The organism is Gordonia sp. ABKF26, from assembly GCF_041103195.1.
Lineage (GTDB): Bacteria > Actinomycetota > Actinomycetes > Mycobacteriales > Mycobacteriaceae > Gordonia > Gordonia terrae.
Genome location: NZ_JBGCVZ010000003.1, coordinates 2,700,015 through 2,717,847 on the forward strand (window position 1 = coordinate 2,700,015; position 17,833 = coordinate 2,717,847).

General features: G+C 69.8%; 21 protein-coding genes. 15 read left to right on the forward strand and 6 right to left on the reverse strand.

Annotated features, from left to right (window positions below):
- Positions 1-100: 100 nt before the first annotated feature.
- On the reverse strand, positions 101-658 hold the full coding sequence (locus AB4Z55_RS12590; protein WP_369519826.1) for a TetR family transcriptional regulator: 558 nt from the start codon (positions 656-658) through the stop codon (positions 101-103).
- Positions 659-789: 131 nt separating this feature from the next.
- Here AB4Z55_RS12590 and AB4Z55_RS12595 point away from each other — a divergent pair, with 131 nt between their 5' ends.
- Genes AB4Z55_RS12595 through AB4Z55_RS12620 form a run of 6 tightly spaced genes read left to right on the forward strand, consistent with a single transcriptional unit; the run spans position 790 to position 5,973 of the window.
- Positions 790-2,112, forward strand: a complete 1,323-nt coding sequence (locus AB4Z55_RS12595) for an adenosylmethionine--8-amino-7-oxononanoate transaminase (protein WP_369519827.1) — start codon at positions 790-792, stop codon at positions 2,110-2,112.
- A complete protein-coding gene (locus AB4Z55_RS12600) occupies positions 2,109-3,290 on the forward strand; it encodes an 8-amino-7-oxononanoate synthase (RefSeq protein ID WP_369519828.1) in 1,182 nt (393 codons plus the stop codon). The genes AB4Z55_RS12595 and AB4Z55_RS12600 overlap by 4 nt, the downstream gene beginning before the upstream one ends.
- Positions 3,287-4,027: a dethiobiotin synthase gene (bioD, locus tag AB4Z55_RS12605; protein ID WP_101819492.1), complete on the forward strand. Its 741-nt coding sequence runs from the start codon at positions 3,287-3,289 to the stop codon at positions 4,025-4,027. The genes AB4Z55_RS12600 and bioD overlap by 4 nt, the downstream gene beginning before the upstream one ends.
- Before the next feature lie 41 nt (positions 4,028-4,068).
- On the forward strand, positions 4,069-5,106 hold the full coding sequence (bioB, locus tag AB4Z55_RS12610) for a biotin synthase BioB (RefSeq protein ID WP_369519829.1): 1,038 nt from the start codon (positions 4,069-4,071) through the stop codon (positions 5,104-5,106).
- Positions 5,107-5,140: 34 nt separating this feature from the next.
- Positions 5,141-5,380: a hypothetical protein gene (locus AB4Z55_RS12615; RefSeq protein WP_004021187.1), complete on the forward strand. Its 240-nt coding sequence runs from the start codon at positions 5,141-5,143 to the stop codon at positions 5,378-5,380.
- Positions 5,377-5,973, forward strand: a complete 597-nt coding sequence (locus AB4Z55_RS12620; RefSeq protein ID WP_101819493.1) for a DUF2567 domain-containing protein — start codon at positions 5,377-5,379, stop codon at positions 5,971-5,973. The genes AB4Z55_RS12615 and AB4Z55_RS12620 overlap by 4 nt, the downstream gene beginning before the upstream one ends.
- Here the strand turns inward: AB4Z55_RS12620 and AB4Z55_RS12625 are convergent.
- Both AB4Z55_RS12625 and map read right to left on the reverse strand, forming a co-directional pair.
- On the reverse strand, positions 5,936-6,667 hold the full coding sequence (locus AB4Z55_RS12625) for an NUDIX domain-containing protein (protein ID WP_369519830.1): 732 nt from the start codon (positions 6,665-6,667) through the stop codon (positions 5,936-5,938). The genes AB4Z55_RS12620 and AB4Z55_RS12625 overlap by 38 nt on opposite strands.
- Positions 6,668-6,769: 102 nt before the next feature.
- The gene (gene map, locus AB4Z55_RS12630; protein WP_369519831.1) at positions 6,770-7,543 is read right to left on the reverse strand and encodes a type I methionyl aminopeptidase; all 774 of its coding nucleotides are present in this window, start codon (positions 7,541-7,543) and stop codon (positions 6,770-6,772) included.
- An 82-nt stretch (positions 7,544-7,625) separates the two neighbouring features.
- On the opposite strand from map, the gene AB4Z55_RS12635 reads away from it, so the two are divergent.
- The 4 genes from AB4Z55_RS12635 to nadC all read left to right on the forward strand — a co-directional run bounded on the left by AB4Z55_RS12635 (position 7,626) and on the right by nadC (position 10,576).
- On the forward strand, positions 7,626-7,886 hold the full coding sequence (locus tag AB4Z55_RS12635) for a helix-turn-helix domain-containing protein (RefSeq protein WP_004021183.1): 261 nt from the start codon (positions 7,626-7,628) through the stop codon (positions 7,884-7,886).
- Positions 7,883-8,389 (forward strand): DUF1990 family protein, encoded by a 507-nt coding sequence (locus tag AB4Z55_RS12640; protein WP_004021182.1) that lies wholly within the window; start codon positions 7,883-7,885, stop codon positions 8,387-8,389. Before AB4Z55_RS12635 ends, AB4Z55_RS12640 begins: the two co-directional genes overlap by 4 nt.
- 211 nt (positions 8,390-8,600) lie before the next feature.
- Positions 8,601-9,668, forward strand: a complete 1,068-nt coding sequence (nadA, locus tag AB4Z55_RS12645; RefSeq protein ID WP_004021181.1) for a quinolinate synthase NadA — start codon at positions 8,601-8,603, stop codon at positions 9,666-9,668.
- 8 nt (positions 9,669-9,676) lie between these two features.
- Positions 9,677-10,576, forward strand: coding sequence for a carboxylating nicotinate-nucleotide diphosphorylase (gene nadC, locus AB4Z55_RS12650; RefSeq protein ID WP_369519832.1), 900 nt, complete (start codon positions 9,677-9,679; stop codon positions 10,574-10,576).
- A gap of 4 nt (positions 10,577-10,580) precedes the next feature.
- On the opposite strand, the gene AB4Z55_RS12655 is transcribed toward nadC, so the two are convergent.
- From AB4Z55_RS12655 to AB4Z55_RS12665, 3 genes are all read right to left on the reverse strand, one after another.
- Entirely contained in the window at positions 10,581-10,901 is a 321-nt protein-coding gene (locus AB4Z55_RS12655; protein WP_369519833.1) for a hypothetical protein, read from the reverse strand.
- Positions 10,902-11,225: 324 nt separating this feature from the next.
- Positions 11,226-12,866, reverse strand: a complete 1,641-nt coding sequence (locus tag AB4Z55_RS12660; RefSeq protein ID WP_369519834.1) for a DUF222 domain-containing protein — start codon at positions 12,864-12,866, stop codon at positions 11,226-11,228.
- A 203-nt stretch (positions 12,867-13,069) separates the two neighbouring features.
- Complete coding sequence (locus AB4Z55_RS12665; RefSeq protein WP_101819578.1) at positions 13,070-13,525, reverse strand: hemerythrin domain-containing protein; 456 nt, start codon at positions 13,523-13,525, stop codon at positions 13,070-13,072.
- A 158-nt stretch (positions 13,526-13,683) separates the two neighbouring features.
- Here AB4Z55_RS12665 and hisD point away from each other — a divergent pair, with 158 nt between their 5' ends.
- Genes hisD through AB4Z55_RS12690 form a run of 5 tightly spaced genes read left to right on the forward strand, consistent with a single transcriptional unit; the run spans position 13,684 to position 17,783 of the window.
- The gene (hisD, locus tag AB4Z55_RS12670) at positions 13,684-15,027 is read left to right on the forward strand and encodes a histidinol dehydrogenase (RefSeq protein ID WP_369519835.1); all 1,344 of its coding nucleotides are present in this window, start codon (positions 13,684-13,686) and stop codon (positions 15,025-15,027) included.
- Positions 15,024-16,175 carry a histidinol-phosphate transaminase gene (locus tag AB4Z55_RS12675; RefSeq protein WP_369519836.1) on the forward strand — a complete coding sequence of 384 codons (1,152 nt, stop codon included), beginning with the start codon at positions 15,024-15,026 and terminating at the stop codon, positions 16,173-16,175. The genes hisD and AB4Z55_RS12675 overlap by 4 nt, the downstream gene beginning before the upstream one ends.
- Positions 16,172-16,810 carry an imidazoleglycerol-phosphate dehydratase HisB gene (gene hisB, locus AB4Z55_RS12680; RefSeq protein WP_101819501.1) on the forward strand — a complete coding sequence of 213 codons (639 nt, stop codon included), beginning with the start codon at positions 16,172-16,174 and terminating at the stop codon, positions 16,808-16,810. Before AB4Z55_RS12675 ends, hisB begins: the two co-directional genes overlap by 4 nt.
- On the forward strand, positions 16,807-17,448 hold the full coding sequence (gene hisH / locus AB4Z55_RS12685; protein WP_369519837.1) for an imidazole glycerol phosphate synthase subunit HisH: 642 nt from the start codon (positions 16,807-16,809) through the stop codon (positions 17,446-17,448). The genes hisB and hisH overlap by 4 nt, the downstream gene beginning before the upstream one ends.
- Positions 17,445-17,783: a hypothetical protein gene (locus AB4Z55_RS12690; RefSeq protein ID WP_369519838.1), complete on the forward strand. Its 339-nt coding sequence runs from the start codon at positions 17,445-17,447 to the stop codon at positions 17,781-17,783. The genes hisH and AB4Z55_RS12690 overlap by 4 nt, the downstream gene beginning before the upstream one ends.
- The last annotated feature ends 50 nt before the right edge of the window (positions 17,784-17,833 follow it).

The following is a 17,833-nucleotide window of genomic DNA, read 5'->3' on the forward strand; positions in this document are numbered from 1 at the left end:
CGCGATGACCGGCTAGCAATGTACTCGCCGAAGCTGTGAAATACCGATTCCGGCAACTGTGACACTCGCGCGGAACCGGGCATCGGCCGACGCGGTGGGATCACCGGGAGCCGCGTGTCCGGGCCCCGTCGAGGATGATGGCCAGCCCGTCGCGGAACTCGCCGGCGAAGTCCCGTCCCGATGGTCCGGTGACGCCGAGGCGCTCCATCTGTGCGCGCGTCTGTTCTTCGATGGTGAGGCCGATCACGAGCTGGCACAGAGCCGTGCTGACCGCCTCGGCGTCGCGCAGCGACAATCCGCCGGCCGACCCGGCGGCGATGATGTCGGCGGTGATCGCTTTCGACGACAGCCCGCTGGCCCAGCTCGACGACACCACCTCCGCGCTGTCGGGCACCGCGAGCAGTGCGCCGCGCATCCCGGACGCGAGCCGATCGAGGCGTTCGTCCCATGCCAGCCCGGTGTCGGGGATCTCTACCGCGTCCAGGATGTCGTCGGCGAGCGCGGCCAGCAGAGTCTGTTTGTTGGGGAAATGCCAGTAGAGCGCGTTGGGGCGCACGCCGAGCTCGGTGGCGAGCCGTCGCATCGACAGGTCGGCCAGGCTGTGCTCGCCCAGGATGTCGCGGGCGGCGCGCAGGACGTCGGTGCGACTGTTGCTCACCCGCGTCAGCGTAGTGATCTCCCGAATCGGGCATCCGACCCGCCCCTGTACACCGTTCAGGACTGCCTGTACGGTGTTCAGGAATCCTGGACGGTGTCCAGGGCGACCGTTGGCGACCAGGAGGTGCAGAGGTGGATCACGAGGACGTCAGCCGCATCGACGCACGCCACATCTGGCATCCATACGGTGCGCTGCCCGCGACGACGCGGCCGCGGGTCGTGACCTCGGCCTCCGGTGTCCGCCTCGAACTCGCCGACGGGCGGACGGTCGTCGACGGCATGAGCTCGTGGTGGGCCGCGATCCACGGGTATCGCCACCCGCGGCTCGACGCGGCCGCAGCCGCTCAGCTGGGGCGGATGTCGCATGTCATGTTCGGCGGGCTCACCCATGAGCCGGCCGCGCGGCTGGCGCAGCTTCTCGTCGACATCACTCCCGCCGGGCTGCAGAAGGTGTTCTTCTGTGACTCGGGATCGGTGTCGGTGGAGGTGGCGGTCAAGATGGCGCTGCAGTACTGGCGCAGCCGCGGGCAGACGGGGCGTACCCGTCTGCTCACCTGGCGCGGCGGCTACCACGGCGACACCTTCGCCCCGATGAGCGTGTGTGATCCCGACGGCGGCATGCACGCGATGTGGTCGGGCGTGCTCGCGCGGCAGATCTTCGTCGACGCGCCGCCGGCCGACTTCCGGGCCGACTATGTCGCCGAACTGGAGCGGACCGTGCTCACGCACCGCGACGAGCTCGCCGCGATCATCGTCGAACCCGTCGTCCAGGGCGCAGGCGGAATGCGATTCCACGACGCGGCGTATCTACGTGCACTCCGCGAGATCTGCGACCGCCACGACGTCCTGCTCGTGTTCGACGAGATCGCCACCGGATTCGGCCGTACCGGAACGCTGTTCGCGGCCGATGCCGCTCCCGCTGCCGACGGCGGGATTGGTGTGTCGCCGGACATCATGTGTGTCGGCAAGGCGCTGACGGGCGGCTACCTGACCCTCGCCGCGACCCTGTGTACGACGGAGATCGCCGAGGTGATCAGCGCAGGGGAGGCGGGCGGCCTCGCACACGGTCCGACCTTCATGGCCAACCCGCTGGCGTGTGCGGTGGCGGTCGCGGCGATCGAGCTCCTGCTGGAAACGCCGTGGGCCGAGCGGGTGTCGGCGATCGAGCGCGGACTCGCCGAGGGGTTGGAACCGCTCCGGGAACTCGACGGCGTCGTCGATGTGCGGGTCCTCGGCGCGATCGGCGTCGTCGAACTCGATCGACCGGTCGACATGGTCGCGGCGACCGACGCCGCGGTCGACGCGGGCGCCTGGCTGCGGCCGTTCCGCACCCTCGTCTACGCGATGCCACCGTTCATCAGCACGTCCGAGGACATCGCGGTGATCGTCCGCGGGATCTCCGCGGCCGTCCACGCGACGGTGGGCGATCGCGCTCTGGTCGGGGTCCGGTCATGACCTCGGCTCAGGCACAACGGGACTCCCCGGTCGTCACCGGCGCGGAGGTCGGGCTGGCGTGGCTCGCCGGCGCCGCGCGGCGGCGCGCCGCCGCCGGATTGCATCGCCGTCCGCATGTCCGGCGTGCCGGTGCCGGGGAGATCAACCTCGGCTCCAACGACTACCTCGGGTTGTCGACGCACCCCGCGGTCGTCGCCGGGGCCCGTGCCGCCGCGGATCGGTGGGGCGGGGGATCGACGGCCTCCCGTCTGGTGGTCGGCACCACCCAGGCGCACATCGACCTCGAAGACGATCTCGCCGACTTCCTCGGCTTTTCGGCCGCGCTGACCTTCTCGTCGGGCTACCTCGCCAATGTCGGCGCCGTCACCGCGCTCGCGACGCGCGGCGACCTCATCGTCAGTGACACCGGTACCCATGCATCACTGATCGACGGTTGCCGGTTGTCGCGCGCCCGAGTCGTGGTCGTCGATCGCGGCGACCACGAGGCCGTGCGGCGGGTGCTGGCCGAGCGTACCGAGAGCCGCGCGCTGGTGGTCACCGATTCGGTGTACAGCATCGACGGTCAGCCGGCGCCGGTCGCGGATCTGTATGCCGCGGCCCGCGCGCACGGCGCAGCCCTGCTCGTCGACGAGGCCCACGCCCTCGGTGTGCGCGGTCCGGGCGGACGGGGACTCGTTGCCGAGCAGGGCCTTTCGGGGGCGCCCGACCTCGTCGTCACGACCGTGCTGTCGAAGTCGCTCGGCGCGCAGGGCGGTGTGGTCCTCGGATCGGCGGTGCTGCGGTCGCACCTGATCGACTGCGCACGCACCTTCATCTTCGACACCGGCCTCAATCCGGCCGCGGTGGGTGCCGCGCATGCCGCCCTGACGATCCTGCGCGCCGAACCCGGTCTGCCGGACCGGTTGCGCGCCAACGCCCGTCGGCTGGCGTCCGCCTGCGGCGTCGACGAACCGGCCGCCGCCGTGATCTCGATCGTCGTCGGGGATCCGCAGCGTGCGGTGGCGGCCGCGACCGCCTGCCGCGACCGCGGCGTGCTCGTCGGATGCTTTCGCCCGCCCTCGGTTCCGGTCGGGACCTCGAGGCTACGGATCACCGTGCGCGCGGATCTCGACACCGACACCCTCGACCGGGTGGCCGCCGTCGTCGACGCGGCCCTGCGCGAAGTCGGTGCACGGTGAGCACCAGAACACGAGGCACCGTCCTCGCCGTCACCGGGACGTCGACCGACGTCGGGAAGACCGTCGCGACAGCGGCACTCGCCGCGGCTGCACGCGGTTCGACGGCCGTCTGCAAACCGGTCCAGACCGGGATCGGCCACGACGAGCCCGGCGACCTCGCCGAGGTACGACGCCTCGCGGGCGACGTCACGGCCGTCGAGTTGTTCCGCTATCCCGAGCCCCTCGCCCCCGACACCGCCGCGCGACGCGCCGGGATGCCAATGGCCGATCCGACGGTCATCGTCCGGGGGGTGGACGATCTGGCGGTGTCACACGACCTCACCCTCGTCGAAGGGGCGGGCGGTGTGCTCGTGCGACTGGGGGAGTCGGCCACGATCCTCGACATCGCCGCGGCCACACTCGCTCCCGACACCGCCGACGGTCTTCTGATCGTCGTGGCGCCCGGACTCGGCGCGCTCAATCACGCCGAGCTCACCGTGGGCGCGGTGCGGGCGCGCGGCCTGCGCCCGGCCGGTCTCGTGATCGGTTGGTGGCCGGACGATCCCGACCTCGCGATGCGCTGCAACCGCACCGATCTCCCGCGGGTGACCGGGGTACCGGTGGTCGGCGTACTGCCCGCGGGCGCGGCGAGTCTCGCACCCGCCGACTTCCGGAGCCGCGCATCGTCCTGGTTCGACGACGAGTGGCTCACGACTCTGTCACCCACGTGCCCGGAACAGCTCGTCCGGACGCCCTGAACCGTTCCCGCAGCGGAACATCCATCCAAGGAGTATCACCAGTGACCCAGGCAACAGTCGACGCCGCCACCTCGGCCCCGGCGTCGGACGACATCCTCGCCATCGCCCGCACGCAGGTGCTCGACCGCGGCGAGCCCCTCGATCAGGAGCAGGTCCTGCAGGTTCTGCGACTGCCGGACGATCGGCTCACCGAACTGCTGCAGCTCGCCCACGACGTGCGGATGCGCTGGTGCGGACCGGAGGTCGAGGTCGAGGGGATCATCTCGCTGAAGACCGGCGGGTGTCCGGAGGATTGCCACTTCTGTTCGCAGTCCGGCCTTTTCGCCTCGCCGGTGCGCAGCGCCTGGATCGACATCCCCTCGCTGGTCGAGGCGGCCAAGCAGACCGCCAAGACCGGCGCGACCGAGTTCTGCATCGTCGCCGCGGTCCGCGGTCCCGACAAACGCCTGCTCAGTCAGGTCGCGGCGGGTATCGAGGCGATCCGCAACGAGGTCGACATCCAGATCGCTTGCAGCCTGGGCATGCTCACCCAGGACCAGGTCGACCAGCTGTGCGACATGGGCGTGCACCGCTACAACCACAACCTCGAGACCGCGCGGAGCCACTTCCCGAACGTGGTGACGACGCACACCTGGGAGGAGCGGTGGGACACCCTGCGCATGGTCCGCGAGGCGGGTATGGAGGTCTGCTGCGGTGGCATCCTCGGCATGGGCGAGTCCCTGGAACAGCGGGCCGAGTTCGCCGCCGAGCTGGCCACCCTCGAGCCCGACGAGGTGCCGCTGAACTTCCTGAACCCGCGGCCCGGCACCCCGTTCGGCGACCTCGACGTGCTGCCCGCCGCAGAGGCCCTGAAGTCGGTGGCCGCTTTCCGCCTCGCGCTGCCGCGCACCATCCTGCGCTTCGCGGGTGGGCGCGAGATCACCCTCGGCGATCTCGGCGCCAAGCAGGGCATCCTCGGCGGCATCAACGCCGTCATCGTCGGTAACTACCTGACGACCCTCGGTCGGCCCGCCGAGGACGACCTCGACCTCCTCAGCGACCTGTCGATGCCGATCAAGTCGCTGAACGACACGATCTGACGGGTAAGTCCGCAGCGATGGGTAGCGTGTTCTCATGATCGACACCGTCCCGGGTCCACTCGCCGAACCGTGCCGGTTCGGCGTCTTCACCGGACTCGAAGTGGAACTGCAGGCCCCCGACGCCGTTCCGCCCGCCGCTCGGTTGGGTCTCGAACCCCCTCGCTTCTGTGGGCAGTGCGGACGCCGGATGGTGGTCCAGGTGCGACCCGACGGGTGGGATGCGCGCTGCTCGCGGCACGGCACCGTCGACTCGACGGAGCTGGGGCGCCGGTGAACCCGCCGGTCCGCACCGTCCCCCGGTTGGCCGTCGTCTCCGTCGGTGTGGCGCTGCTGGGTGCGGTCGCCGGGGTGATCTGGGCCCTTCTCACCCCGCCCACCACCGGGGTCGTGTTCGACGGACTCCGCCGCGACGACATCCCCGCCGATTTCGGCGGGGTGGGGGCCTTCGCCGTGACGATGTTCGGCTACGGCGCCGTCGCCGCCCTCGTGGTGTGGTTCGCGGCCCGTTCGTGGCGGGGTGTCAGCGGTTTCGTGTGGCCGGCACTGGCGGCCACGGCCGGCTCGGCGCTCGCGGCGACGGTCGGGATGTGGGTCGCGGGACTGCGATTCGACGACGATCCGACCGCGCTGCCGGTCGACGCGACCTACCGGATCGCGCCGGAGCTCTGGCTCGACGGCGCCACACGGTCGGGGTCGAGCGAGCCGTGGACACTCCTCATCTGCGCTCCGTTCGCGTTCGCCGTCGTCTACCTGGTGTGCGTGTTGTCCTCGCGGACCGCTGATCTCGGCGTCGGCGACCTCGCGGACGACGCCTCGTCAGCGGAGGTGCTCACATGGGCGGGCGCAGCGTCGCGAACTCATCCGTGACGCGTAACGCCTTCTCGGCGAAGGCGTAGAGGGCGGGCGGGCGTCCGCCGCTCCGGCCGGTCTTGCCGACGGTGCCGGTGGCGACCACCACGGCGCGCCGGCTCAGGATGCGGAGCAGGTTGGTCGTGTCCACTGGATAACCCAGTGCGGCGCAGTAGATCTCCGACAACGCCGACATCGGGAACCGCGCCGGCGCCAGCGCGAAGGCGATGTTGGTGTACGAGAGTTTCGCGGCGAGCCGATGCCGGGCGGCGTCGATGATCTCGGTGTGGTCGAACGCCAGCGGGGGGAGCGCGTCGACGGCGAACCAACCCGCGGCCTCGGGCGGCGTCGCGGCCGCGTCGGAGGGCACGAGGCCCATGTAGGTCGACGCGATGGTGCGGACCGCGGGCACCCGGCGCGGATCGGAGAAGACCGACAGCTGTTCCAGGTGTGCGATCTCCCGGACGTCGAGAGAATCCGCGACGAGTCGACGTGCGCTCGCCGACAGTGTCTCCGCGGCACCGACCCCGCCGCCCGGGAGGGTCCAGACGTCGTCGACCGACCGCGATAGCAGGACGCACAGCGACGGGCTGTCGATGTCCGAACCGGATCCGGAATCCGGCGCGACCCGGATCTGGAACACCACGGTCAGGACTTCCACCCGGAGGGTCGTACCGTCGGCGATGGGTGGCTCGGACCCGGCGGCTGGCATGCGCACGATTGTAGGGTGCGTACCCTCCGCCGGTGACCGCTGCTGGTTGAGCCGGCTCCGAGCGCGAGCGAGGCGCGGTGTCGAGCCACTGGGTGACCTCGACTACCCGCCCCGGTTCGTGGTCAGGATCAGCGCCTCGCCCTCGGTGACGGCGATGGTGTGCTCGCTGTGGGCGCCGCGGGAACCGTCGAAAGACCTGATGGTCCAGCCGTCGGCGTCGAACTTGATGCGTTCGGAACCGAGGGTGAACCAGGGCTCTAGCGCGAGGGTGAGTCCCGGGCGCAGCTTCATGCCCCGACCGGCCCGGCCCACGTTCGCGACGTGCGGGTCCTCGTGCATGGTTCGACCGAGGCCGTGTCCGCCGAACTCGGTGTTGACCCGATATCCGTGCGCGGCGGCGACCGCGCCGATCGCCGCCGAGATGTCACCGATCCGTCCGCCCGGGCGTGCCGCGTCGATGGCCGCTGTCAGTGCCTCTTCGGTGGCCGCGACGAGGCGCTGGTCCTCGGCCCGCGGGGTTCCGACGATGACACTGCGCGCGGAGTCGGCCACCCAGCCGTCGATCGCGACGGCGATGTCCATCGACAGCAGGTCGCCGTCGGCGAGGACGTAGTCATGCGGGAGGCCGTGCAGCACAGCATCGTTCACCGACAGGCAGATCACGTTGCGGAAGGGCCCGCGGCCGAACGACGGCGAGTAGTCCCAGTAGCACGACTGGGCGCCGCGCGCGGCGATGAGTTCCCGCGCACGCTCCTCGAGGTCGAGGAGGTTGACCCCGACGTCGGCGCGGCCGGCGACGTCGTCCAGCAGATCTGCGATGAAGGCGCCCGTCACCCCCATGGCGGCCACCTCGGCGGGTGACTTCAGCTCGACCATTCTCGTCCTTTCGAATTCGATGTGCGGTATAGAAATACCACCATCGTCGGTATTTGTATACCGGAGCCGCTACTATCGCCTCATGGTGCGTAACCCGCTGACCCCGGAACAGATCGCGGCAGGTCGTCGTCTCGGTGCTCGTATCCGCGAGCTGCGCGGCGACCGCCCGCTCGGCGACGTCGCGCTCGGCGCGGGCATCTCGCCGGAGACCCTGCGCAAGATCGAGACCGGACGCATGCCGACGCCCGCCTTCGCGACCATCGCGGCGCTCGCCCGCGCGCTCGGCGCCTCGCTCGACGATCTGGCTCTCGTCCTCGACGCCGAGGTGGCGCGGGCGGGGTGAGCGGCGACCGATCGGCACTCACCTATCCGGAGGTCGGCGCGACATCGGGCACGCTGCCGCCCGGTTATCACCACTTGCGCCGGTCGCGGGTCATCGGTTCGGGGGCTGCGTGCTTCGCCACGGCGGGTCAGCGAATTCTGAACTGGGACATGCATCGTCATGCCGGCTTCGGCGTCGACGCGTCCACCCCCGCGGCGACGGTCGGCGCTGACGTCGACCTGCGGGTCGGGGTCGGTCCACTCGGGATCGTCGCGCGGTGCCGGGTCGTCGAGGTGCTCGACGCCCCTCGTGAACAGGGTTTCGCCTATGGAACGCTCCCCGGGCATCCAGAGGTCGGCGAGGAACGCTTCTGGGTGGAATGGCTCGCCGACGACACGGTGGTCGGGCATGTCGTCGCCTTCTCGCGCCCGGGGCGGTGGTTCACCCGGCTGGGCGGGCCGGTCGGGCGCCTCGCCCAGTCGCGAATCAGCGAGCGCTATCTCGATGCTCTGATGTGCCGATGAGCTGAACCGGATCGTGGCCGGGGCCGGGGCCGGGGCCGGGGCCGGCGCCACGGCCCGGCCAGGTCGCGGGAATGCTCCGGGTGTGGCGAATGTTACGATGCATAGCGTTTTCGACCATGAGTCGAAAACCTGCCTCGGACACACGGCCCGTGATCTGGGGAACCAGCGTCCCGGAGACGGAACTCGTCGCCGGGCAGCCAGAGGAGTGGCAATGAGCATCACCAGCGATCGCCCCGCGGCCGTGACCGCGCCTGCAGTGTCGGCGCTCATCGATGCGCAGTGGTACGACGCGCCCGGCGGATACACCGGTATCGAGCCGACCCAGGAATGGGCAGACGAGGTCCGCCGTCTCGCCAAGGCGCGCAACGCGACCCTGCTCGCACACAATTACCAGCTCCCGGCCATCCAGGACGTCGCCGACCACGTCGGCGACTCGCTGGCCCTGTCGCGGATCGCCGCCGAGGTCGACTCCGACGAGATCATCTTCTGCGGCGTCCACTTCATGGCCGAGACGGCCAAGATCCTGAGTCCGGAGAAGCGGGTCCTGATCCCCGACGAGCGCGCCGGATGTTCGCTGGCCGACTCGATCACCGCCGACGAACTGCGCGCCTGGAAGGCCGAGTTCCCCGACGCGCTCGTGGTGTCCTACGTCAACACGACCGCCGAGGTGAAGGGTCTGACCGACATCTGCTGCACGTCGTCGAACGCCGTCGACGTGGTGGCCTCGATCGATCCCGACCGGGACGTGCTGTTCCTGCCCGACCAGTTCCTCGGCGCACACGTCAAGCGTGAGACCGGCCGCGACAACATCCACATCTGGGCGGGCGAATGCCACGTCCACGCCGGCATCAACGGTGACGAGCTGACCGCGCAGGCGAACGCGCACCCCGATGCCGACCTGTTCATCCACCCCGAATGCGGGTGCGCGACGTCGGCGCTGTACCTGGCGGGCGAGGGCTTCGTGCCCGAGGAGAAGGTGAAAATCCTCTCGACCGGAGGGATGCTCGACGCGGCCCGCGAGACGGGTGCGAAGCAGGTCCTGGTCGCCACCGAGGTCGGGATGCTGCACCAGCTGCGCAAGGCCGCGCCGGGTGTCGACTTCCAGGCCGTCAACGACCGCGCCTCGTGCCCCTACATGAAGATGATCACGCCCGCCGCCATGCTCCGGTGCCTGCGGGAGGGTCGCGACGAGGTGTTCGTCGACGCCGATGTCGCCGAGAAGGCGCGCAAGAGTGTCGAGCGGATGATCGCGATCGGCAACCCCGGATCGGGCGAATGAGCGCTGGCGTGAGCGACGATTTCGTCGGTCAGGCCGCGGGCGGCGAACTCGGCGTCGCGGTCACCGACGAGGTCCGCGCGTTGATCCGGACCGCCCTCGACGAGGATCTGCGGTACGGACCCGACGTCACGACCGCGTCCACCGTGCCCGCCGACGCGGTCGTCGACGCGGCGATCGTCAGTCGCGCGCACGGCGTCATCGCCGGTGTGCCCGTGGTCGAGGTGGTCTTCGACGAGGTGATCGGCGCGGGCGAGTACACGATAGGAACCCGGGTCGAGGACGGCAGCCGCGTCGAACCGGGCACCGTCGTATTGTCGGTGCACGCCCCGACGCGCGCGCTGCTGACCGCGGAACGCACTGCGCTGAACCTGATCTCGCACATGTCGGGGATCGCGACGGCCACCGCGGCCTGGGTCTCGGCCGTCGAGGAGACGGGCGCGAAGATCCGGGATTCCCGCAAGACTCTGCCCGGAATGCGCCACCTGCAGAAGTACGCGGTGCGGGCCGGCGGGGGAGTCAACCATCGCATGGGTCTCGGCGATGCGGCACTCATCAAGGACAACCACGTCGCCGCAGCCGGTTCGGTCGCGGCCGCACTGCGAGCGGTGCGGGACGCGGCTCCCGGGCTGCCGGTCGAGGTGGAGGTGGACTCGCTGGCGCAGCTCGACGAGGTCCTCGAACTGAGGCCGCAGCTCGTCCTGCTGGACAATTTCGAGCCGTGGGAAACGCAGATGGCCGTCCAGCGACGCAACACGCGCTCGCCGGAGACGAAACTGGAGAGCTCCGGTGGTCTGTCGCTCGACGTCGCCATCGACTACGCCCGCACCGGCGTCGACTATCTCGCCGTCGGTGCGCTGACCCATTCGGTCACCGTGCTCGACCTCGGGTTGGACATCCCCGCGCCCTGAGAGATCAGCTGCCCGGATCGCCGGTCCGGACATCGACCTCGAACACCTCGGTACGGGCGATGACCCGGTCCCGTTCGTCGGCGAGCGCCGTGCGGCGCGGATCGGCGAGATAGGCGTCGAGTGCACTGCGGTCGGCGAGCCGCAGGATCTGCACCTCATGCGGCGTACCGCCCTGTCCGTCGCCGATCACCCGGGTGAGCACCGCACCGCCGTGCTCGGGGAGCAGATCGAGGACGGTGTCCTCGTATCGGGTGAGGTCACCGGCCGCGTCGTCGTGCGCCCAGAGCAGGCAGCAGAGGTGTAGCGGCGATCGCGGGTTGGGCACGACCGGAGGATATCGAGGCGGGCTCGGATCGCACGTAGCGGCCTGGACGCCAGACATACGCGAATCCGGACCTTCGCCGGAAAGTGATCTGGCTCTTCGTGACTCGAATGGTCACGTCATCACCAAGGGTCCGGGCCGCCCGCTCGGTGGCGAGGAAGATCGCCAGGCCCGTCGGCGAGCCCGAGAAGAAGTCGGCGGCAACGTCAGGAACTGTTCCCATGGCGCTGTTGATCGTGCCACCTGACCGGTCCCGGACCCTGTGGTCGACGAACCCGAGAGCGTCGGGAATCCTCTGCCAGCAGGTTTGCGACCTCTCGGGCGCGGTCAGTGGGTGGCGAGGAGCTCCACGAGGTGTGCTTCGACGAGGGAGGGCCGGGGTGGGAGCGGTCCGGGTCGGGGTGGTCGGACGTCGATGACGTGGCTGATGTTCAACCATGACCGGCGCACGTCGTGGAAGTGTGGCGCCTCGGGGCGTGCTTGATCGCCGGGCCGGGTTGGTGGTCCGAGGATCTCGTTGCGCACTGTTTTCAGGTGTGCGGTGAACCGCCGGGGTATGTCGGGTCGGCGGTTGATGTGTTCGGGGTTGGGTGGTGCTCCGGGTTCGGCGTTCAACCGCCAGAGGCAGCGGCCTTCGTCGGGTCCGGACCGTTCGATGCGGGTGGTGTACTGGCCGGGCTGGTCGCCGACCATGCGGTTGTGGCGGGGGCAGGCGGGTGCGAGGTCGTCGATATTGGTGAGACCGCCCTTGGCCCAATCCTTGTGGGCGTGATGGAGTTCGACCTGGGTGGCGGGTTGATCGCAGCCGGGAGTCGAGCACACCTCGCCGTCGGGGCGCGCGAAGGAGACGAGGCGTTGTTCGCGGGTGGCCAGACGCTTCCCCCTACCGAAGTACAGCGGCACCGCGGTGGCGTCCTTGAATACTGCCAACCACGGCTGCACGTCGCCGGCCATCGCGACCAGGTCGGGGATGGGCAGCAGGGTGCCGGTGGCGGTGGTCGCGAGCCCGGCTTCACGGATCAGGTCGCCCAGATCGGCTTTGATGATCAGTTGCACGGGCAGCCCGCGATGCGACGTTCCGATAATCCCGTCTGACAAGCCAGCGGCCAGTGCGGCGTCGAGGGCGTCGTGATTTGTCTGGGCGGGGGTGCGTTGGTCACGGTCGGCTGCGGTGGCCAGCGCGTCGGGGTCGGCGGTGCCGGCCGGACCCAGGGGTGAGGCGGGGTCGTCGGGGTTGTTGAGTCCGGGTTTGCCCCAGACGGCGAACATCATCGTGAGCCGGGCGGCGAGTTCGGGGGTCAGGGTGCCGGAGATGGTGGCGGTGCCGTCGGCTCGTTGGCGTCCGATCCACAGGTTGCGGCGTCGTTTCTGGTCGGTGCCGTCGGACGGTGTGCCGTCGGGGTCGAGGTGAGCGAGAAGCCGCGCGCCGAGTTGGATGATGTCGGCGGGTGTGTGATCGGCGGCGATTTCGGCCATCTGCCGTTCCGCAGCGACTTTCACATCATGCTCGACGGCGTGGGGGATCTGGTCGAGGACATCGAGGGCGGCCTGGACGTGGGCGGTCCCGACCGTTCCTGCGGCGAATGCTGCGGCCAGGGTGGGGTGTTCCGGTTCGAGGCGGTCGCCGCTGAGGCACGTGAGCGTGGCGGTGGCGTTGAGGTGCTTGCGTCGCCGAACCGGGTTGGTGACCCGGAGTCGGTGGTTCATGAACTGGATGAGGGTGCGGTACCCGGTCTTGCGTGGCAGGTCACGACCCTCGACTTCGGCGACTTGCCGGTCACCGGCGTACGTGGTTCGGGCGATGGCGCGTTCGGTCGCGGCGGCGACCTCGATCAATTCTTCGTCGGTGCACGGAGACAGATTGACGGTCTGCAGTTCGTCGAGGATCGCATGCAGCTCGGCCACCAGCTCGACGGCACGCGGTTGGGGCGCAGCCGAATCGTCGTCGACGTGCGTGGTGTCGGCCATGACGGCCACCTCCCCCCGAGAACCGTTGCTGCGAATGTATGTTCGAGTGTACACGAGAATCGGGCAGCGAAGGATTCGAGATATGTTGTCGCGCAATCCTATTGATGCAATCTGCGGGCGGTGGGAACTGTCGGTGTCGTGTGGTAGGCGCCATCTGGTCAGCCCGGCGACCCAGCTCAGGCAGGCGTGTGGGCTCCCGACGCCTACACGCCGTGGTCGAGCAGCTTCTCCCCGGGATGCGCGTGCTCCCAGGCGGCGATCGCGGCATCCCACTGATCGCCGTCGAGAGTCGTCACCGACGCGGGGAACAGTGCGTCCTCCTCTTTCGCGATGTGCCGGTGCAGCCCGTCGACCTCGCGTCGGAACCGGTCGCGGTCGGCGGGATCGGACAGGTCCATCGACGTCAGGAACGCATCGAGTTCCCGGTGCTCGGCGATGAGCGGGTCGATGTACCCGGCGAAGAGGTCCCGGTCGGTGTCGAGCAACTGGGCGAACAATCCGTCTTCCTCGCCGCGCCAGTGTGACCGCAGTTCGATCACGAGCCGGTCCGCGAGCCGGCGGGCGGTGTCGCGGTCGTCGGCATCGAGCGCCCGCACCGCGTCGCCGCCGAGGTTCACGGCCCGTTCGTGTTCGGCGGTGTAGTCGCGGAGCAACGGCATGTCCCGGCACCCGCAGTATTGGCACACTTTCGCGTCCTCACGGTCGTGGGCGATTCCGTTGTCCACCGTAGAAGAACCGTCGCACCACCCGCACCAGAAACCCACTGGCATCCGACACGTATCCTTGTCGGGTAAATCCGCAGCCACCAGGAGAGATCATGCTCGCCCGAATTGACCTGCGCGGTAGCACGCCGACACTCGCCGAGTTGCGTCGTGCGCTGCCCCGCGGGGGTACCGATGTCAATGCCGTCCTCGACACGGTGACGCCGGTGGTGCATGCGGTGGCCGAGAACGGCACCGAGTCCGCACTCGACTTCGGCGAGAAGTTCGACGGCGTCCGCCCCGCATCCGTCCGGGTGCCCGCCCAGGTCATCGCCGACGCCCTCGCCGAACTCGACCCGCAGATCGCCGACGCGTTGCGCGAATCCATCCGACGGGCACGCACGGTCCACGCCGACCAGCGCCGCGAGACCACGCGCACGCAGGTCGTCGACGGCGGCGTCGTGAGCGAGAAGTGGATCCCGGTCCGTCGCGTCGGTCTGTACGTTCCCGGCGGCAACGCCGTGTACCCGTCGTCGGTCATCATGAACGTCGTGCCCGCCCAGGAGGCCGGGGTCGGCTCGCTGGTCGTCGCCTCGCCGCCGCAGAAGGACTTCGGCGGCTGGCCGCACCCGACGATCCTCGCCGCCTGCGCGCTCCTCGACGTCGACGAGGTGTGGGCCGTCGGTGGTGCCCAGGGGGTGGCCCTGCTCGCCTACGGCGGTCACGACACGCACGCCGCCGACGCGCCGAACTCCGTCCTCGACCCGGTCGACCTCATCACCGGCCCGGGCAACATCTACGTCACCGCGGCCAAGCGAGTGTGCCGCAGCGTGGTGGGCATCGACTCCGAAGCCGGACCGACCGAGATCGCGATCCTCGCCGACGACTCGGCCGATCCCGGCATCCTGGCCTCGGACCTCATCAGCCAGGCCGAACACGACGTGCTGGCGGCCTCGGTGCTCGTCACCGACAGCGCCGAACTCGCTGACGCCGTCGACGCCGCGCTCGACACCCAGGTCGCGGCCACCAAGCACCGCGAGCGTGTGCTCACCGCGTTGTCGGGGGAGCAGTCGGGCGTCGTTCTCGTCGATGATCTCGACGCCGGACTCGCGGTCGTGGACGCCTACGCGGCCGAACACCTCGAGATCCAGACGCGCGATGCCGCCGCGGTCGCCGACCGCGTGCACAACGCGGGCGCGATCTTCGTCGGCCCGTATGCCCCGGTGAGTCTCGGTGACTACTGCGCCGGCTCCAATCATGTTCTGCCGACGTCGGGTTCGGCGCGCTTCGCCTCGGGTCTCTCGGTGCAGACGTTCCTCAAGGGCGTCCACGTCATCGACTACGACGAAGCCGCGCTGCGTGAGGTCGCCGACAAGGTGGTGACCCTGGCCGATGCCGAGGACCTGCCCGGTCACGGCGACGCGGTCAAGCAGCGCTTCGTGAAGAGTGCCGCCCGGTGACCGCGTCGGATGCGGTGGTGGGTGCAGTCGTGCCGGGTGGCTCGATCAGCGTCGACGACCTGCCGCTGCGCGCCAACCTCCGCGGCAAGAGTGCCTACGGCGCACCGCAACTCAGAGTGCCGGTGATCCTGAACACCAACGAGAACCCGCACGCGCCGTCAGCGGCCCTGATCGACGACGTCACCGCGTCGGTGCGCGAGGCGGCCGCCGAGCTGCACCGCTATCCCGACCGCGATGCCGTCGCCCTTCGTACCGACCTCGCCGCTTACCTGACCCGGGCCACCGGTGTCCGGCTGGGCGTCGAGAACCTCTGGGCGGCAAACGGTTCGAACGAGGTCCTGCAGCAGCTGCTGCAGGCCTTCGGCGGACCGGGCCGCAGCGCGCTGGGCTTCGTCCCGTCGTACTCGATGCACCCGATCATCGCCGACGGCACGGACACCACCTGGCTGGTCGCCGCGCGCGCAGGCGACTTCTCCCTCGACACCGAGTACGCGGTCGCCGAAGTCGCCAACCGCGAACCCGACGTCGTCTTCGTGACCTCGCCCAACAACCCGACCGGCGGTTCCATCCCGCTTGCCGATCTCCGCCGGATCGTCGAGGCCGCACCGGGCATCGTGATCGTCGACGAGGCGTACGCGGAGTTCTCCGCGGCGCCGAGCGCTGTCGAGCTCATCGACGAGTTCCCGGCGAAGGTCGTCGTCAGCCGCACCATGAGCAAGGCGTTCGCCTTCGCCGGCGGGCGCCTCGGGTATCTCGCGGCGGCACCGGCCGTCGTCGACGCGATCCAGCTCGTCCGGCTGCCGTACCACCTGTCCGTGCTGACCCAGGCTGCGGCGCGCGCGGCCCTTCGGCACAGCGACGACACCCTCGCCGGTGTCGCGGCGATCATCGCCGAACGCGACCGTGTGGTCGCGGCGCTCACCGAGGCCGGGTACCGCGTCGTCGACTCCGACTCGAACTTCGTGCTGTTCGGCGGTTTCCGGGATGCAGCGGCGTCGTGGCAGCGTTACCTCGACCAGGGCGTCCTCATCCGCGACGTCGGGATCGCCGGCCACCTGCGGGTGACTGTCGGACTCGCCCACGAGAACGACGCCTTCCTCGACGTCAGCCGCACCCTTGCCACCACAGATCTGGAGAACACCCAGTGACCAACCCCGCATCCGAGAGCCGGGCACCCCGCATCGCGAAGGTCGAACGGACCACCCGGGAGTCGTCGATCGCCGTCGAACTGAACCTCGACGGCACCGGCGTGACGAACATCTCGACGGGCATCGCGTTCTTCGACCACATGCTGACCGCGTTCGGTCAGCACGGCAGCTTCGACCTGACCGTCGAGGCGAAGGGCGACGTCGAGGTCGAAGGCCACCACACCATCGAGGACACCGCAATCGTGCTGGGCCAGGCGCTGGGTCAGGCGCTGGGCGACAAGAAGGGCATCCGCCGCTTCGGCGACTCGTGGATTCCGATGGACGAGACCCTCGCCCAGGCGGTGGTCGACGTCTCCGGCCGTCCGTACTGCGTGCACACCGGGGAGCCCGAGCACATGCTGACCGCGGTGATCGGCGGCTACCCCGGCGTGCCGTATTCGACGGTCATCAACCGGCACGTCTTCGAATCGATCGCTCTCAACGCTCGGATCGCCCTGCACGTCCGTGTGCTCTACGGCCGCGACCAGCACCACATCACCGAAGCCGAGTTCAAGGCCGTGGCCCGTGCGCTGCGCGCCGCCACCGAATACGACGCGCGCGTCACGGGTGTGCCCTCGACGAAGGGTGCGCTGTGAGCGCCGTCGATGTCACCATCCTCGACTACGGGTCGGGCAACCTGCGGTCGGCGCAGCGCGCGCTGGAACGCACCGGGGCACAGGTGACCGTCACCTCCGACTTCGACACCGCCCTGAACGCCACCGGCCTCGTCGTGCCCGGCGTCGGCGCCTTCGCCGCCTGCATGGAAGGTCTGCGTGCCGTGAAGGGCGACCGGATCGTCGGTCGCCGGCTCGCCGGGGGCCGGCCGGTCCTGGGCATCTGCGTCGGCATGCAGATCCTCTTCGAACGCGGCGTCGAGTTCGGCGTCGAGGCGGACGGGTGCGGGGAGTGGCCGGGCAGCGTGACGCAGCTGCCCGCGCCGGTGTTGCCGCACATGGGGTGGAACACGGTCGACGCGCCCGAGGGGTCGGTCTTGTTCGACGGGCTCGACGCCGACACCCGCTTCTACTTCGTGCACTCCTACGCCGCACAGGTGTGGGAGATGGACAGCGACGGCTCTCGGCTGCGCGCACCCAGACTGACCTGGGCCGAACACGGCGGGCGCTTCCTCGCCGCGGTCGAGAACGGGCCGCTGTCGGCCACCCAGTTCCACCCCGAGAAATCCGGTGACGCCGGCGCCCACCTGCTGGAGAACTGGGTTCGGGGACTCTCGTGACCGGCGGCACGCCGCGCCCGGACGACGACCCCGGGCACGGCGACGGACACCGCGGCTCACCGGTCGAGTCCGGGCAGGCCGACGCCGCATCGGCGCCCGCCGGTTTCTCGATCGCGAAACTCGCCTTCTACGCTCTCGGTGCGGGTGTGCTGGTCCTGATCGTCTCCATCCCGATCATCGCGCTCTGTGCGCGCTGGTCGCCGGTCGCCGGACTCGTCGCCGCGCTGGTGGCGGTGGCGGCGATGATCGCCGCGATCGGTACCGTTGCCAACCGCATGGTCGACCGCGCCCGGGCGGACCTGATCGCGGCGCGCGACGGTCACCACCCGGCCTGACCCGACACCCGAGCACGTCCCGACAGCCGAATCGCTCGATCCAGAACAGA

Coding starts and splice junctions, on each gene's coding strand:
- AB4Z55_RS12600 (WP_369519828.1), top strand. CDS start 2,109: ATGACCTCGGCTCAGGCACAACGGGACTCCCCGGTCGTCACCGGCGCG.
- AB4Z55_RS12615 (WP_004021187.1), top strand. CDS start 5,141: ATGATCGACACCGTCCCGGGTCCACTCGCCGAACCGTGCCGGTTCGGC.
- AB4Z55_RS12625 (WP_369519830.1), bottom strand. CDS start 6,667: ATGCCAGCCGCCGGGTCCGAGCCACCCATCGCCGACGGTACGACCCTC.
- map (WP_369519831.1), bottom strand. CDS start 7,543: ATGGTCGAGCTGAAGTCACCCGCCGAGGTGGCCGCCATGGGGGTGACG.
- AB4Z55_RS12635 (WP_004021183.1), top strand. CDS start 7,626: ATGGTGCGTAACCCGCTGACCCCGGAACAGATCGCGGCAGGTCGTCGT.
- nadA (WP_004021181.1), top strand. CDS start 8,601: ATGAGCATCACCAGCGATCGCCCCGCGGCCGTGACCGCGCCTGCAGTG.
- AB4Z55_RS12660 (WP_369519834.1), bottom strand. CDS start 12,866: ATGGCCGACACCACGCACGTCGACGACGATTCGGCTGCGCCCCAACCG.
- AB4Z55_RS12665 (WP_101819578.1), bottom strand. CDS start 13,525: ATGCCGTTGCTCCGCGACTACACCGCCGAACACGAACGGGCCGTGAAC.
- hisD (WP_369519835.1), top strand. CDS start 13,684: ATGCTCGCCCGAATTGACCTGCGCGGTAGCACGCCGACACTCGCCGAG.